Raw genomic sequence first — 15,959 nt, 5'->3', positions numbered from 1 at the left:
GCGCGCAGGGCGATACGATCATGGCTCCCGCTTTTTTCACAGGAGTTCTCATGAGCCGTCCCGCCCTTCCCCGCCTGGACCAGGTTTCGCAGCAGCTCGCCAGCGGCGCCACCAGCTCGCAGCAGCTCACCGAACAGGCCTTGCAGCGCGCAGGCCAGGGCGAAGGGCCGCGCACGTTCACGCGCCTTTTTCACGCCCAGGCCATGGCCGAGGCCCGCGCCAGCGATGCGCTGCGCGCCGCCGGCCTGGCGCGCTCGGCGCTCGAGGGACTGCCGATCTCGGTCAAGGACTTGTTCGATGTGGCTGGCCACACCACGCTGGCCGGCTCGGCCCTGCTGCGCAATGCACCGCCTGCGGCCGAGTCGGCCCTGGTGGTGCAGCGCCTGCGCCAGGCCGGCGCCGTCATCGTGGGCAGCACCAATATGACCGAGTTCGCCTACTCGGGCCTGGGCCTCAATCCGCACTACGGCACGCCGCGCAACCCCTGGCAGCGCGAGGTGGACGGCGGACGCATTCCTGGCGGCTCCTCCTCGGGCGCAGCGATTTCGGTCACCGATGGCATGGCTGTGGCCGCCATCGGCTCGGACACCGGCGGCTCGGTGCGCATTCCCTCGGCCCTGTGCGGGCTCACCGGCTTCAAGCCCACGGCACGGCGCGTGTCCATGCAAGGCGTTCTGCCTTTGTCCTCCAGCCTGGACTCCATAGGCCCGCTGGCGGCCAGCGTGCGCTGCTGCGCCACGCTGGATGCCGTGCTCTCGGGCGAGCCTGCACAGGATTTGCAGGCCATGCCCCTGGCCGGTCTGCGCCTGCTCGCGCCCACGAATCTGGTGCTGCAGCGCATGGACGACCAGGTGGGCGCGGCCTACGAGCGCGCGCTCAAGCGCCTCTCGGCGGCCGGCGCGCGCATCACCGAAGCCGTGGTTGCGCCCTTTGACGAGCTGGCCGCCATCAATGCCCAGGGCGGCTTCTCCGCGGCCGAGGCCTGGGCCTGGCACCGCGAATACCTGGCCACGCGCCTGGAGGAGTACGACCCACGCGTGGGCAAGCGCATTCTGCGCGGCAAGACCATGAGCGCAGCCGACTATGTGGACCTGCTGGCCAGGCGCCGGCAATGGGTGGCGCGCGTGGAGCAGCAACTGGCCGCGCACGATGCGCTGGTCATGCCCACCGTGCCCGTGATCGCGCCCAGGATCGCCGACCTGACCGACAGCGACGAGGCCTACTTCGATGCCAACGGACTGATTTTGCGCAACCCCACGCTGATCAACTTCCTGGACGGCTGCGCCATCACCCTGCCCTGCCATGAAGCCGGCCAGGCCCCCGTGGGCCTGAGCCTGGCCTGCGCGGGCGGACAGGACCGGCGGCTGCTGTCCCTGGCGCTGGGCGTCGAGCAGATGGAGTAAGAACGTGTTCACGATCTCTCTACGCAGGCGCGCCGCGAGGAGATCGTGAACACGCACTAAGACCCGGAATCGCTGCGCTTTCCACTCTTGCGCCCATATCGATATAACCAGGCAGGCAGCAGGGGGCATGCACAATGTGTGCAGCAGCGCGCAAGCGCATCTACCGCCCAAGCAAACCATTTCTCCGGAGGCTCGATGAAAGCAGACAACATACTGCAAACGATTGGCAACACCCCCCATGTACGCATCAACCGCCTGTTCGGCGCGGGTGCGAATGTCTGGGTCAAGTCCGAGCGCGGCAACCCCGGCGGCTCCATCAAGGACCGCATTGCGCTGGCCATGGTCGAGGATGCCGAGCAATCGGGCGCCCTCAAGCCCGGCGGCACCATCATCGAGCCCACCAGCGGCAACACCGGCGTGGGCCTGGCCCTGGTGGCTGCAGTCAAGGGCTACAAGCTGATCCTGGTGATGCCCGACAGCATGAGCATAGAGCGCCGCCGCCTGATGCTGGCCTATGGCGCCAGCTTCGATCTCACGCCCAAGGAAAAGGGCATGAAGGGTGCCATCGCCCGCGCCCAGGAGCTTGCAGCCCAGACGCCCGGCGCCTGGATTCCCCAGCAGTTCGAGAACCCCGCCAACATCGATGTGCATGCGCGCACCACGGCCCAGGAAATCCTGGCCGACTTCCCCGATGGGCTGGACGCGCTGATCACGGGCGTGGGCACGGGCGGCCACCTCACGGGTGTGGCCAAGGTGCTCAAGGCCAAGTTCCCGCATCTGAAGGTGTTTGCCGTCGAGCCCACACAATCCCCGGTGATCTCGGGCGGCCAGCCCTCGCCCCATCCGATCCAGGGCATTGGCGCGGGCTTTATTCCCAGGAATCTGGACACCAGCCTGCTCGACGGCGTGATCCAGGTCGAGGCCGAGCCCGCACGCGAATACGCGCGCCGCGCGGCACGCGAGGAAGGCCTGCTGGTCGGTATCTCCTCGGGCGCCACCCTGGCCGCCATCGCGCAAAAGCTGCCCGAACTGCCCGCAGGCGCCAGGGTTCTGGGCTTCAACTACGACACCGGCGAGCGCTATCTGTCGGTCGAAGGCTTTCTGCCCACGGCCTGATCTGCTCTGCGCAGACGAATGCCAGCCCAGGCATTCGCACCCATGACCCAAGCCGCTGCCCCAGCGGCTTTTTTCATGCCCCGGCATGACCATTGATCTTGATAGCTGCCAGCGCTTGCTCTGGCTTGATTTCAAGCATATTCATGTCTGAAATCCATATCCATCAAGCGCTACCAGCTATCTTTTCAATGAATGAAACAGAGGCAGAAAACTGGCTGCACTGGCGCTAACCCCCGAATCCACGGGGGTCATGTCGGGTCCCTGAAATGGCCGGGGCCGGCTCATCTACCATTGGCGTAACCAGGAGTACACAACATCTTGTTCAGCTTTTTTGAAAAACGCGTTCCCCCCTATCCCGGCCACGAGCCAGCCGTCCCGCCCAAGGGATTTTTTGCCTTCATCTGGGCCTGCACCCAGGGCATGCGCGGCTGGATCGGGCTGCTGACCTGCACCTCGGCCCTGCTCGCCGTGTATGAGGCCCTGCTGTTCGCCGTCATGGGCCATGTGGTGGACTGGCTCTCGGCCGTCTCGCCCGCAAGTTTCTGGGCCGAGCAGCGCCCGACCGTGCTCGGCATCGCGGCCTTGCTGCTGTCCAGCGCCGCCCTGCTGGCGTTTCACACCTCGGTCATGCACCAGGTGCTGGCCATCAACTTCCCCATGCGGCTGCGCTGGGTGTTCCACCGGCTGATGCTGGGCCAGAGCATGTCGTTCTATGCCGACGAGTTCGCGGGCCGCATCACCACCAAGATCATGCAGACCGCGCTGTCGGTGCGCGAAGTGGTGTTCATGGTGGTGGACGTGCTGGTGGGCGTGAGCGTCTACATGATCGGCATCCTGATCCTGGCCGCCAGCTTTGAGTGGCGGCTCATGATTCCGTTCGCGCTGTGGCTTGCCGCCTATGTGGCGGCCTGCTTTTACTTCGTGCCACGCCTGGGGAAAATCGGCAAGAGCCAGGCCGATGCGCGCTCCATGATGACCGGCCGCGTGACCGACGCCTACACCAACATCGCCACCGTCAAGCTGTTCGCCCATACGCGGCGCGAGGCCGAATACGCGCGCAATGCCATGGACGCCTTCAAGGTCACGGGCTATGCGCAGATGCGCCTGGTGAGCCAGTTCGAGATCGTCAACCACCTGATGATCACCCTGTTGCTGCTGGGCTCCACGGGCACGGCGCTCTATCTGTGGACGGCGGGCCAGGCCAGCGCCGGCGTGGTCGCGGCCGTGATCGCCATGGCACTGCGCCTCATGGGCTATTCCCACTGGGTGATGTGGCAGATGACGGGCCTGTTCGAGAACGTGGGCACCATCCAGGACGGCATTCTCACGCTGACCAAGCCGCGCACCATCGTCGATGCCCCCGATGCCCAGCCCCTGCAGGTGACCCAGGGCGGCATTGCCTTCGAGAACCTGAGCTTTGCCTACAAGGACGGCGGCAAGCAGGTCATAGACCACCTCGACCTCATGATCCACCCCGGCGAGCGCATAGGCCTGATCGGTCGCTCGGGCGCGGGCAAGTCCACGCTGGTGAACCTGCTGCTGCGCTTTCACGAGCCCCAGGGCGGGCGCATCACCATTGACGGCCAGGACATCAGCCAGGTCACCCAGGACAGCCTGCGCAGCGCCATCGGCATGGTCACGCAGGACACCTCGCTGTTGCACCGCTCCATGCGCGACAACATCCTCTACGGCCGGCCCGACGCCAGCGAAGAGGAGATGCGCGCCGCCGCCGAAAAGGCCGAGGCCGCCGACTTCATAGACACGCTGACCGACCTCAAGGGCCGCAGCGGCTACGACGCCCAGGTGGGCGAGCGCGGCGTCAAGCTCTCGGGCGGCCAGCGCCAGCGCGTGGCGATTGCGCGGGTCATGCTCAAGGACGCGCCCATTCTGCTGCTGGACGAAGCCACGAGCGCGCTGGACAGCGAGGTCGAAGCCGCGATCCAGCAAAGCCTGGACGGACTCATGCACGGCAAGACCGTGATCGCCATTGCCCACCGCCTCTCGACGATTGCGGCCATGGACCGGCTCATCGTCATGGACCAGGGCCATATCGTCGAACAGGGCACGCACCAGCAACTGCTGGAGCTGGGCGGGATCTACGCCAAGCTGTGGGCCCACCAAAGCGGGGGCTTTCTTGCCGAGCCCGACACGGCCTGATCCGCGCGGAGCACAGCACCATGAGCATTGAACTCAGCAAGGACGCACGCCAGCAGGCCATTGCCTCCATAGAACGCTACTTCCGCGAAAACATGGACGAGCCCATAGGCAACGTCACGGCCGGCGCCCTGCTGGGATTCTTTCTGCAGGAAATCGGCCCCAGCATCTACAACCTGGGCGTGGCCCATGCCCAGGAGCACATGCAAAGCCGGCTGCAGGAGCTCGACTACGAGGTTCAGGAAGAGGAGTTCTCTTACTGGAGCCAGCGCAAGAGCCGATAGCGCCCCGCCCCGGTTGCTGCCAGGCACGAAAAAGCCGCAGGTCCATGCCTGCGGCTTTTTTCATGGGAGCGGCTCGGCCGGTCAGCGCACCGCGTCCCCGAGCGCCAGGCCCTCGCGGCGCGGGTCGGCCCCGCCTTCGAGCTGCTGACGGTTGTTACGCCGCACGTTCAGAATCGTGCCGATGCCGCTGGACTGGGCATTCACCGAAACCTCATGCCCCATGGCACGCAGCCCCTTGACCAGGGGATCCTGGCTGCCGTTGTCGGTCGCGTTGATGTTCGGATGCTCGCCGCCCACATTCGTCACCGGGCTGTTGGTCGCACCAAAGTCCACGAGGGATGTGGCCTGCTGCGCATCCAGCCCCCAGTCCAGCGCGCCCACCAGGGTCTTGGTCACGTACTGGATGATGGTGCCGCCGCCCGGCGAGCCCGTGGCCATCTTGAAACTGCCGGCGCTGCCATCGGCCTGCATGTCGAACACCAGCGTGGGCGCCATGGAGCTGCGCGGGCGCTTGCCCGGCTGCAGGCGGTTGGCCACCGGGCCTTCGGCCGTGCGAGGCTCGGCCGAAAAGTCCGTGAGCTGGTTGTTGAGCACAAAGCCGCGCGTGACATGGAACGAGCCCATGCTGGACTCCACCGTGGTCGTCATGCTCAGCGCATTGCCCTTGGCATCGACAATGCTCACGTGCGTGGTGCCGGCCTCTTTCACCGGCACCACGCCCAGCGCAGGCAGACCGAAGCTGCCGGCCTGGGCCGTGCCCATGCTGCGGCTCGAGGAGATCAGTCCCGCGCGCTGGCGCAGATAGCTCTTGTCCAGCAACAGGCTGGGCGAGCCGCCGGGCAGAGGCACGAAGTCGGTATCGGCCACATATTTGTCGCGGTCTGCATAGGCCAGGCGCAAGGCCTCGCTGACCAGGTGCACGCCCATGACCGAGGGCTTGCCGCCCTCGCCATCGATGGCCGTTGGCCGGTAGGGCTCGAGATTGAAGTTCTCCAGAATGCCCATGGCCTGGGACACGGCAATGCCGCCCGAGGACGGCGGCGGCATGGAGCAGATCACATAGCGCGCGCGATAGCTGGTGCAGATCGCCTCTCTGCGCTTGGCCTGGTAATTGGCCAGGTCCTGCACCGTGGTCTTGCCAGGCGTGATCGCCGAGCCATCGGCCATGCTCTGGCTCACGCCGATCTTGTCCACCATGGCGCGCGCCAGATCGCCGCGGTAGAAGGCATCGGCGCCGCCGCTCGCAATGCTGCGCAGCGTATCCGCATAGGACTGGTTCACGAAACGGCTGCCCAGGGGCCAGGGCTGGCCCTGGGGATTGAAGAAGACCTGGACCGCATCGGCATCGCGGCGCAAATCGTCCTTGGCGCCTTCCAGCGCCGCTGCCATGCGGCCGCTGACCACAAAGCCCTGGCTCGCGAGATCGATGCCGGGCTGGAACAGCTGGCCCCAGCGCGTGCGGCCATAGTCCTTGTGCGCCATCTCCAGCATGCGCAGCACGCCCGGCGTGCCGATCGAGCGGCCGCTGGCCCGGGCCGAGGGCTGGGGCGGATTGTGGTTGCTGCCATCGTCCACATAGCGCAGATAGTTCTCGGTGGCCGCTGCCGGCGCGGTCTCGCGCCCGTCATAGGCCAGCACCTTGCCGCTGGCGGCATCGCGGTACAGCATGAAGGCGCCGCCGCCTATGCCGCTGGACTGGGGCTCGACCAGGCCCAGCACCATTTGCACGGCCACGGCCGCATCCACGGCCGAGCCGCCCGACTTGAGCACCTCGCAGCCGGCCTTGGACGCCAGCGGATTCGCCGTGACCACCATGTACTTCGCCGCATGCACGGCCTTCTTGCCGACCCGGTAGCCCGAGGAAGGCTCGGGCGCGGCCGGATCGCCGGGCAGGCCCGAGCCCACGACCACGCTGCCGTCATCGGTGGTGATGGCGCAGGCCTGCACATCGTCGCGGTCGTCCGAACTGATTTCAACCACGCAAGAGGAGAGCAGCAAGGGCGCAGCCAGCGATGCGCCAAGCCAACAACGTGGCCAGGAGAATGGAGATGCCATGGGGGCTTTCCTTGAGAAAACTGGTTGGAGGCAATTGCACAAAACACCGAACCCTAGCAGCAACCGGCACCGAGACTTGTGGGTCAAGGGCTTGACTGCGGACCGCACATCATCGGGCTTGATCCAGTACATACCCAAGACAATTGCAAGAACATGTGACATCCTCATCCGAACCGTGGCATTTGCCTTCATTTTTCCTGGGCTGCAGCCCGGACTTAGGATCACAGCCCTTGCCCTGCCGCCTGCCTGCGCTAGCATCGCAGCCCCATTCTTTTGCTTGATCACTACAAGCCATGATTCGCATCTCTGAACTCAAGCTGCCGCTCTCGGCCCTGCAATACCATCCCGAAAATCACAGCGAATACCATCCCGGCGAGCAGCTCTCGGCGATGGCCGCAGCGCTGCTGGGCATCCAGCCTGCGGCCATTGCCAGCCTGCATGTGCACAAGCGCAGCTTCGATGCACGCAAGTCCGAGCTGCTGGCGGTCTACATCGTGGACATCGTTCTCGCCGACGAGGCATTGCAGGCCGGGCTGCTGCAGCGCTTCGAGCAGCACCCCCATGTCCAGCCCACGCCCGACATGCGCTGGATTCCCGTGGGCCAGGCACCTGCGGATCTCGAACAGCGTCCCGTGGTCGTGGGCTTCGGGCCCTGCGGGATTTTTGCGGCCCTGGTGCTTGCGCAAATGGGCTTCAAACCGATTGTTCTGGAGCGCGGCCGCGCAGTGCGCGAGCGCACCCAGCACACCTGGGGCCTGTGGCGCAAGCGCGAGCTCCAGACCGAGTCCAACGTGCAGTTCGGCGAAGGTGGCGCCGGCACCTTCTCCGACGGCAAGCTCTACAGCCAGATCAAGGACCCGCGCCACCTGGGGCGCAAGCTCATGCAGGAGTTCGTGGCCCATGGCGCGCCGCCGGAGGTCCTCTATGCGGCCCACCCCCATATCGGCACCTTCAAGCTCGTCAAGGTGGTCGAAGGCATGCGCGAGGAGATCATCCGCCTGGGCGGTGAGGTCCGCTTTGGCCAGCGCGTGAGCGACCTGCAGCTGCAAGAGCACCATGGCCAGCGCCAGCTCACAGGACTCGAAGTGCTGGACCTGGACAGCGGCACCACCTACTCCCTGCCCACACGCCACGCGGTGCTGGCCCTGGGCCACAGCGCGCGCGACAGCTTTGCCATGCTCTACGAGCGCGGCGTGCAGATGGAGGCCAAGCCCTTTTCCGTGGGCTTTCGCATCGAGCATCCGCAAAGCGTGATCGACCGTGCGCGCTGGGGCCGGCATGCCGGCCACCCCCTGCTGGGCGCAGCCGACTACAAGCTGGTCCACCATGCGCAAAACGGCCGCCCCGTCTACAGCTTTTGCATGTGCCCGGGCGGCACCGTGGTCGCAGCCACCAGCGAGCACCAGCGCGTGGTCACCAACGGCATGAGCCAGTACTCGCGTGCCGAGCGCAATGCCAATGCAGCCATGGTCTGCGCCATCGACCCGGCCGACTACCCGCGCGATGCGGCCAGCTTTGCCTGGGCCTTCGAAGGACGCACCCATGGCGTGGAAAAGCTCGGAGAGAACGAACTCCATCCTCTGGCCGGCATCGTGCTGCAGCGCCAGCTGGAAAGCGCCGCCTATGCGCTCGGCGGCGGCAACTACAACGCCCCGGCCCAGCGCGTGGGTGACTTTCTTGCCGGCAAGGCCTCGGCCGAGCTCGGCGAGGTCCTGCCCTCGTACAAGCCCGGAATCACGCTCACCGACCTGCGCCAGCTGCTGCCAGCCTACGCCATCGAGGCCATGCAGGAGGCCTTGCCGGCCTTCGGCAGAAAGATTCGCGGCTACGACATGCCGGACGCCTTGCTCACGGGCGTGGAAACACGCACCTCCTCGCCGGTGAAGATAGGCCGCGGCGCCGACTTCCAGAGCCTGAACACGCTCGGCCTCTATCCTGCGGGCGAAGGCGCAAGCTATGCGGGCGGCATTCTCTCGGCCGGCGTGGACGGCATCAAGGTCGGCGAAGCCGTGGTCTGCAACATCCTGGGGCTGGAGATCCCGTCCTCGGGCGTGCGCGGATCGGGTGCAGCAGCCTAGAATCCGGCCGCACACCTCAGCCTCTCATCGACAAGCCTATGCATTCGCTCCTGGACTCCATCGACGACAACTCGTGGATATTGCTGGCCTGCATCTTCACAGGCCTGAGCCTGGCGGCCTTTCTCGGCAAGTACACCTGGGGCAGGCGGTACAGGCACGAAGCCGCTGCCGACGACGAGCTCAAGATCGTGCTCGGGGCCACGCTGTCCCTGTTCGGCCTGCTCGTAGGCTTTATTCTTTCGTTTGCGATCAGCGGGCACAACACGCGCACCGCTGCCGAGGAGAACGAAGCCATTGCCATAGGCAATGCCTTCCAGCGCGCAACCTTGCTCGATGCCGCCCACCAGGAACAGGCGGCCAGGCTTTTGCAGAACTATCTGAGCCTGCGCATACAGTTCTTCGAGACCATGGACGAGCCGGAGCGCCTCAAGGTGCGCATGGAGTCCATACAGATGCAGACCCGCATGTGGCATTTGATCAGCCAGATAGCCAAGGCCAGGCCCGACCCCGTGATCGCCACGGCCCTGAATGCCGTCAACGACCTCTATACGGCCCAGCAAAAGACCATGTCCAGCTGGCGCCACCAGATACCGCATGCGGCCTGGGCGATTCTGATCCTGTTTGCCGTGTGCTCGAACTTTCTGATCGGCTTCAACATCCGCGGCCGGCGCGGCAGCAATGTGCTGATCCTGACCATTCCTGCGATCACGGCCATCACCTTGTTCATGATCGCGGAGATCGACGTGCCCGGCAAAGGCATGATCCACGTACAGCCCGACAATCTGCGGGCCGTACGCGTCACGGTCGCCAATGGCGGCCTGGTGTCGTGAGCGGACGCAGCCTGGCTCAGCGGTTGCGCTGCAAGAAGTCCACAGCCAGGGCTGCCAGGGAGCGGGCCCCTGTGGGCAGCTGCTTTTCATCTATGTCGAAAAGCGCCGAGTGGTTGGATGGAGCATCCACATGGCTCTTGCCCTCGGGCGGCGCGCCAAGCACGTAGAAAAAGCCCGGAACCTCTTTCTGGAACTCCGAGAAGTCCTCTGAGCCACTGACCTTGGGAATGACAAAGGCCCTGCCCTGAGCCGCGAGCTGCAGGGCCGGCAAAGAGGCGGCAGTCAGCTGCTCATGGTTGACCGTGACCGGATAGGCCACGGGGCCGAACTTCACCTTGGCTTTGGCACCGCTGGAGGCAGCGATCTGCTCGGCCGTCGCGACAATGCGCTTGTGGGCATCCCCGCGCATGTCTTCATCGAAGGTACGCAGGGTGCCCAGCATCTCCACGTTGTCCGAAATGATGTTGTAGCGCGTGCCACCCTGTATCGAGCCTATGGTGAGCACCGCAGGCTCGTGGGAGATGTTGAGCTGGCGGCTGACCACGGTTTGCAGGCCCAGCACGACCTGGCTGGCGGCAACCACGGGGTCCACCGTGTTCCATGGCGCCGAGCCATGGCCGCCCCGGCCTTCGATCTGTATGGAAAAACTGTCCGATCCCGCCATCAGCGGACCGCTGCGATAGCCCAGGGCCCCCGAGGGCAGCGAAGCCGTGATGTGCAGCCCGTAGATCGCATCCACGCCCTTGAGGGCTCCGTCCTCGATCATGGCCTTGGCGCCGAAGCTGGGCACATTGCCCTGGGCGTCGGCCTCGACGGGCGCGCCCTCCTCCGCCGGCTGGAAGATGAACTTCACATTGCCGTGCAGGCTCTTGCGCATGCCGGCCAGAGCCTGGGCCGCGCCCATGAGCATGGCCACATGGGCATCATGCCCGCAGGCATGCATGACCGGAACCTGCTTGCCCAGATATTCGGCCCTGACCTTGGAGGCAAAGGGCAGGCCGGTCTTTTCCTCCACGGGCAGTGCATCCATGTCGGCACGCAAGGCCACGGTCTTGCCCGGCTGACCGCCGCGCAGCAGGCCGACCACGCCCGTGCCACCAACGCCGGTCTGTACCTCCATGCCCAGGCTGCGCAGATGCTCGGCCACCAGCCTGGCCGTGCGCTCTTCCTGGCCCGACAGCTCGGGGTGCTGGTGTATGTCGCGCCGCCATTCGACGATCTTCGAAGCCAGCGGCTGTATGGCCGCATCCAGGGCCGCAAGGCCCTGGGCATCCAGGCCCTGGGCGGATACGGAAAGGGCCAGGCCGCTTGCAAGCAGGCCCACGGCCCTGGCAATCAAGAAAAAGTGCATGGTCATCGCCTCAGCAGAAACAATATGGCTGCATGCTAAGAGCAAACACCGGCCCAAAAGTCCTGCGCGCGACACTCACGGGAAACCCCTGACGCCCCTCAAGGCCTGCTCAATACCCCTTGGAACGGTCCACCAGATTCAGCAGGGGCTGGCCCGCGCGCAGCCGCACCAGATTCTCCAGACACTGACTGGCAATGGTCTGGGCCGAAGCCTGGGCCGCGATGTGCGGCGTCACGAAGACCTTGGCATGGCGCCACAGGCCATGCTCGGGCGCAGGCGGCTCCTGGGTCAGCACGTCGAGGGCCGCACCTGCGAGATGGCCCGAGTCCAGCAGTTGCAGCAAATCCTCTTCCACGACCTGTTCGCCGCGCCCCACATTGATCAGATAGGCGCCCTGGGGGAGCAGGCCCAGACGCTCGCGGTCGAGCAGGCCATGGGTCTGGGGCGTGAGCGGCAGGGCGCAGACCAGGATGTCGGTGCGCGCCAGCATCTGCGCCAGCCCCTGCTCGCCGCTGCAGCAGGCCACGCCCGCGAGCTGCCGCGGACTGCGGCTCCAGCCCGCGACTTCATAGCCTATGGACTGCATGACGCTGGCCACATGTGCGCCGACCTGGCCCAGGCCCAGAATGCCGACCCGGCATTGCCCGGCCGGACGCACGGGACGGCGCAGCCACTGGCCCTGGGCCTGCTGGGCATCGAACAGCGCCAGCTCACGCGTATGGCGCAGGGTCACGCCCAGCACGTACTGGGCGATCTCCACATGCTGCTGGCCGTCCACGGTGCGCGCCAGCGGCAGGCCGGCTGGCAGATCCACCGCCAGCAGCTTGTCCACACCGGCGCTGGGAGCGCACAGCAGTTGGAGCCCGGGAAAGGCTTCGAGCACGCCGGGCTTAAGGCTCCAGGCCAGCATGATCTCGACCTCATCCGCAGGCGCCTCTTCGCGATGCGTCCAGACCTTGACCTCGGGCGCCTGGGCGCGCAAGGCCGCAGCAATGGGCTCGCCCATGCTCGGGTGGATGTTGACCAGAATTCCCATTCATTTCTCCAAGACCCCGGGCGCAGCACGCAGCCCGCAAAGCTGCAGGGAAAAGCGTCCAGCGTCCCGGGAGAGGTTTCAGTTTCTGTAGCTGGGGTCCAGCTTGTCGAGTCGGCGCAGCAGCCCTGGCCAGGCCAGACCCGAGCCCTTGCCCTTGGTCACCTCACGGGACTGCTGGCCAGCGCTTGCGAGGATTTCGCCGGGGATGCGCGTCAGCGCGCCCCCCCCGGACTGGGCCAGGATCTGGATCTGGCAGGCACGCTCCAGCGTATACATGGCCAGGAAGGCATCGGCCACGCTGCGCCCGCAGGTCAGCAGACCATGGTTGCGCAGAATCAGGCTGTTGCTCTGGCCCAGGTCGGCCACCAGACGCGGCTTTTCATCATCGCGCAGGGCCACGCCCTCATAGCCGTGATAGGCCAGGCGCGCCAGGGGAAAGATGGATTGCTGGGAGATCGGCAGCAGCCCCTGCTCCTGCGCGGACACGGCCACGCCATGCGGCGTATGCGTGTGCAGCACGCACTGCACCTCGGGCCGGCCTTCGTGTATGGCGCTGTGGATCACAAAGCCTGCGGGGTTGACGTCGTACTCGGTCTCCATCAGCGGCCGGCCTTCATGGTCGACCTTGACCAGGTTCGAGGCCGTGATCTCGTCGAACAGCATGCCGTAGGGGTTGATCAGAAACTGCGCCTGCTGCCCCGGCACGCGTGCCGAGATATGGGTGAAGATCAGGTCGTCCCAGCCGAAGTGGGCCACCAGCCTGTAGGCTGCGGCCAGCTCGATACGGGTCTGCCATTCCTCATCCGTCACCTGACGGCGCACCTCGCTTGTCGCGCTATGGTCTTGCATGTCGGCTCCCCAAAAGATCAGCTTTTCACATATTGCTCGCGCAGTTCGCGCTTGAGCACCTTGCCGATGGCGCTGCGCGGCAGCTCGTCCACCAGGCGCAGATCCGCAAGACGCTGGGTCTTTCCGGCCCGCTGGTTGTACCAGCCCATGATCTCCTCGGGCTGGCCAGCCTGCTGCGCGCGCGACACCACAAAGGCCACGGGCGTCTCGCCCCATTGTTCGGAGGGCACGCCGACCACGGCCACGTCCTCCACCTGCGGATGGGCACGCAGCTGGGCCTCCAGGTCGCTGGGGTAGATGTTGAAGCCGCCGCTGATGATCATGTCCTTGCGCCGGTCGAACAGGGTCAGAAAGCCGTCGGCGTCGAACCGTCCCACATCGCCCGTGCGGATGAAGCGCTTGCCCGTGGCATCGAACCACTCGGCTTCGCGCGTCTTCTCGGGCTGGTTGTGGTAGCCCGTCATCATGCTGGGCGAATGGCCCACGACCTCGCCGGCCTCGCCCGGCGCTACCTCGCGCCCGTCCTCGTCGATCAGGCGCATATCGTGGCCCTCCACGGGCTTGCCCACGGTATGCAGCTTGTCGGGATGCTCGCGGGCATCCAGGGTGCAGGTGCCGCCGCCTTCGGTCATGCCATAGAACTCGGTGAGAGAGCCGGGCCAGCGCGCGAGCACATCCGCCTTGAGCTCGGCGCGAAACGGCGCACTGGTGCAGAACTTGGCCTGGAAGCTCGACAGGTCGTACTCGCCGAACTCGGCCAGCGCCATGATGCGCTGGTACTGCACGGGCACCAGCATGGTGTGGGTGGCGCGGTGCTGCTGCGCCAGTTGCAGGTAGCGGGCCGCATCGAACTTCTTCATGAGAATCACGCGTCCGCCAAAGCCCAGCGTGGGGAAGAACACCACCAGGGTGGTGTTGGAATACAGCGGCGTTGCGAGCACGGTTGTGCCCTCGGGGCTGTAGCCGTGAATGCCGCCACGGTTCACATGGGCCCAGCGCATGCCGTGCGACTGCACGATGCCCTTGGGCGTGCCCGTGGTGCCCGAGGAATAAATGATGTTGAAAGGCGCCGCAGGCTGCACTTCCACAGGCTGGGGTTTGGCACCCTCGGGCGCAAGCCAGTCCTCGAAGGACTGGGCGCCAGCAGCATCGTCCAGGGCAATGCACTTGAGGCCGCCATCGGCGGGGCGCAGATCCTGCGCCGCACGATCCAGGAAGAGATGGCTCGCGTCGGCATCGCCCAGCATGGAAGCCAGGCTCTCGGCCGTGGAAGACGGCGCCAGCGGCGCAACCACCACGCCCGCACGCAAGGCTCCCAGAAACAGCGCCGCATAGCGCACGCAGTTCAAGGCACAGATGGCAATCGCCTGGCCCGGCTGCAGCCCGTCACGCTGCAGGGACGCGGCCACGCGGTCCATGAGCCGGTCCAGCTGCGCATAGCTCAAGGTCTGCTCTTCGTCGATGAGAGCGATATTCTCCGGCCGCTGCAGCGCATGCTCGTGCACCAGGGCGCTCATGGAGATGAAAGGTGTATCGGGGGTGATCGTGGAAAAGCTCATGGCAAGACAAACAAAAGAAGGCTTCAAAAACCCGCTGCCCTCCTCCGGTGGCACAGGGGCGCCCAGAAGGAACAGGGACTGCGCCGAACCAGGCCTGGCTCGGCGTCGCTCAATCAGTCATTCAGCCCCAGGGACTGCACGATGGCCTTTTCCTGCGCGAAGTTCTTGACTGCAAACTCCGAATAGGCCTTGTGGTCACGGTAGTCCGTGCGTATGCCGTAGTTCTTGATCACGCGCTGCATCTCGGGGTCCTCGAGCGCGGCCTTGACCGCTGCATCGAGCTTTTGCACGATGGCCTGGGGCAGGCCCTTGGGCCCTGCCAGGCCCAGCGGAGAGGGCACGACCACATCGTAGCCGGCCTCCTTGAAGGTGGGCACATTCGCAAACGCCGGCGGGCGCTGATCGGCCGCAATGCCCAGGGCGCGCACCTTGCCCGTTTCCATGAAGTTCAGAATGCCATTCGTGCTCACCAGGGTCTTCACATGGCCGCCCAGCAAGGCCGTCGTCGCCTCGGAGTCGCCCTTGTAGGGCACATGGGTAAAGCTCACGCCTGCCGCCTTGCCCAGTTGCGCCATGACCACCTGGTTGCCCGTGAACTTGCCGGGGGTGCCATAGTCCACGCCGTCCTTGCCGGACCTGGCGTGATCGATCACGTCCTTCACGGTCTTGAACGGCGAGTCCGCAGGCACGGCCAGGATGAAGTCATAGGCTGTGAACGAAGCGATATAACTCAGATCGCGTATGGGGTCGTACTGGGTCTTTTGCACATAGGGCTGGCGGAACACGCTGACCGGCACCAGAGTGAGCCGGTAGCCATCGGGCCTGGTGCGCATCATCTCGACCACGCCCAGCGTTCCGCCCGCACCGGGCTTGTTGTCCACGATCACCGACTGCTTGAGCTGCTTGCCCAGACTCATGGCCAGTGCCCGGCCCACCACGTCCGTTGTTCCACCAGGCGCATAGGGCACGATGATGGTGATGGCCTGGTTGGGATAGTCGGCCTGGGCCTGAGCGGCCAGGCTGCTCATGGCGGCAGCCGCTGCCACGGCAATTGCAAGAATTCGGCGCTTCATGGATGTCTCCTTGGTTTTTTGTCACTCGGCCCCGCCGGCACAGGCTCTGCGGGGCCATGGCATCGTCGATGCCTGCGCGTTTGTTTACAGCGCCTGGGTCATCTCGGGCACGGCGGCGAACAGGTCGGCCTCCAGCCCGTAGTCGGCAACGCTGAAGATCGGCGCCTCGGG

At 65.6% G+C, this 15,959-nt stretch carries 12 protein-coding genes; 6 read left to right on the top strand and 6 right to left on the bottom strand.

What is annotated here, in order from left to right:
• Positions 1 to 50 precede the first annotated feature (50 nt).
• The 4 genes from G486_RS0119800 (at position 51) to G486_RS0119785 (ending at position 4,957) form a co-directional block, all read left to right on the top strand.
• On the top strand, positions 51 to 1,403 hold the full coding sequence (locus G486_RS0119800) for an amidase (RefSeq protein ID WP_027017095.1): 1,353 nt from the start codon (positions 51 to 53) through the stop codon (positions 1,401 to 1,403).
• Positions 1,404 to 1,598: 195 nt separating this feature from the next.
• Positions 1,599 to 2,519, top strand: a complete 921-nt coding sequence (gene cysK / locus G486_RS0119795; protein ID WP_027017094.1) for a cysteine synthase A — start codon at positions 1,599 to 1,601, stop codon at positions 2,517 to 2,519.
• A 318-nt stretch (positions 2,520 to 2,837) separates the two neighbouring features.
• Positions 2,838 to 4,676 (top strand): ABC transporter ATP-binding protein, encoded by a 1,839-nt coding sequence (locus G486_RS0119790; protein ID WP_027017093.1) that lies wholly within the window; start codon positions 2,838 to 2,840, stop codon positions 4,674 to 4,676.
• Positions 4,677 to 4,696: 20 nt separating this feature from the next.
• The gene (locus tag G486_RS0119785; RefSeq protein WP_027017092.1) at positions 4,697 to 4,957 is read left to right on the top strand and encodes a DUF2164 domain-containing protein; all 261 of its coding nucleotides are present in this window, start codon (positions 4,697 to 4,699) and stop codon (positions 4,955 to 4,957) included.
• An 81-nt stretch (positions 4,958 to 5,038) separates the two neighbouring features.
• Here G486_RS0119785 and ggt read toward each other — a convergent pair whose 3' ends face one another.
• The gene (gene ggt / locus G486_RS0119780; protein ID WP_027017091.1) at positions 5,039 to 7,012 is read right to left on the bottom strand and encodes a gamma-glutamyltransferase; all 1,974 of its coding nucleotides are present in this window, start codon (positions 7,010 to 7,012) and stop codon (positions 5,039 to 5,041) included.
• A 293-nt stretch (positions 7,013 to 7,305) separates the two neighbouring features.
• Between ggt and G486_RS0119775 the strand changes: the two genes are divergently transcribed.
• Together G486_RS0119775 and G486_RS0119770 are read left to right on the top strand one after the other, a co-directional pair.
• Complete coding sequence (locus G486_RS0119775) at positions 7,306 to 9,090, top strand: NAD(P)/FAD-dependent oxidoreductase (protein ID WP_027017090.1); 1,785 nt, start codon at positions 7,306 to 7,308, stop codon at positions 9,088 to 9,090.
• 38 nt (positions 9,091 to 9,128) lie between these two features.
• Entirely contained in the window at positions 9,129 to 9,920 is a 792-nt protein-coding gene (locus G486_RS0119770) for a bestrophin-like domain (protein ID WP_027017089.1), read from the top strand.
• Positions 9,921 to 9,936: 16 nt separating this feature from the next.
• On the opposite strand, the gene G486_RS0119765 is transcribed toward G486_RS0119770, so the two are convergent.
• The 5 genes from G486_RS0119765 to G486_RS0119745 all read right to left on the bottom strand — a co-directional run bounded on the left by G486_RS0119765 (position 9,937) and on the right by G486_RS0119745 (position 15,788).
• Entirely contained in the window at positions 9,937 to 11,271 is a 1,335-nt protein-coding gene (locus G486_RS0119765; RefSeq protein WP_027017088.1) for an amidohydrolase, read from the bottom strand.
• A gap of 109 nt (positions 11,272 to 11,380) precedes the next feature.
• Positions 11,381 to 12,307, bottom strand: a complete 927-nt coding sequence (locus G486_RS0119760; RefSeq protein WP_027017087.1) for a 2-hydroxyacid dehydrogenase — start codon at positions 12,305 to 12,307, stop codon at positions 11,381 to 11,383.
• A 78-nt stretch (positions 12,308 to 12,385) separates the two neighbouring features.
• Positions 12,386 to 13,156 (bottom strand): class II aldolase/adducin family protein, encoded by a 771-nt coding sequence (locus G486_RS0119755; protein WP_027017086.1) that lies wholly within the window; start codon positions 13,154 to 13,156, stop codon positions 12,386 to 12,388.
• A gap of 17 nt (positions 13,157 to 13,173) precedes the next feature.
• Positions 13,174 to 14,715, bottom strand: coding sequence for a class I adenylate-forming enzyme family protein (locus tag G486_RS0119750; RefSeq protein ID WP_027017085.1), 1,542 nt, complete (start codon positions 14,713 to 14,715; stop codon positions 13,174 to 13,176).
• A gap of 113 nt (positions 14,716 to 14,828) precedes the next feature.
• On the bottom strand, positions 14,829 to 15,788 hold the full coding sequence (locus tag G486_RS0119745; protein ID WP_027017084.1) for a tripartite tricarboxylate transporter substrate binding protein: 960 nt from the start codon (positions 15,786 to 15,788) through the stop codon (positions 14,829 to 14,831).
• Positions 15,789 to 15,959: the final 171 nt, after the last annotated feature.

It is taken from the genome of Comamonas composti DSM 21721, assembly GCF_000429845.1.
GTDB classification, from domain to species: domain Bacteria; phylum Pseudomonadota; class Gammaproteobacteria; order Burkholderiales; family Burkholderiaceae_C; genus Comamonas; species Comamonas composti.
Note: the sequence above shows the minus strand (reverse complement) of the source record. Positions and strands in the feature narration are given on the sequence as shown.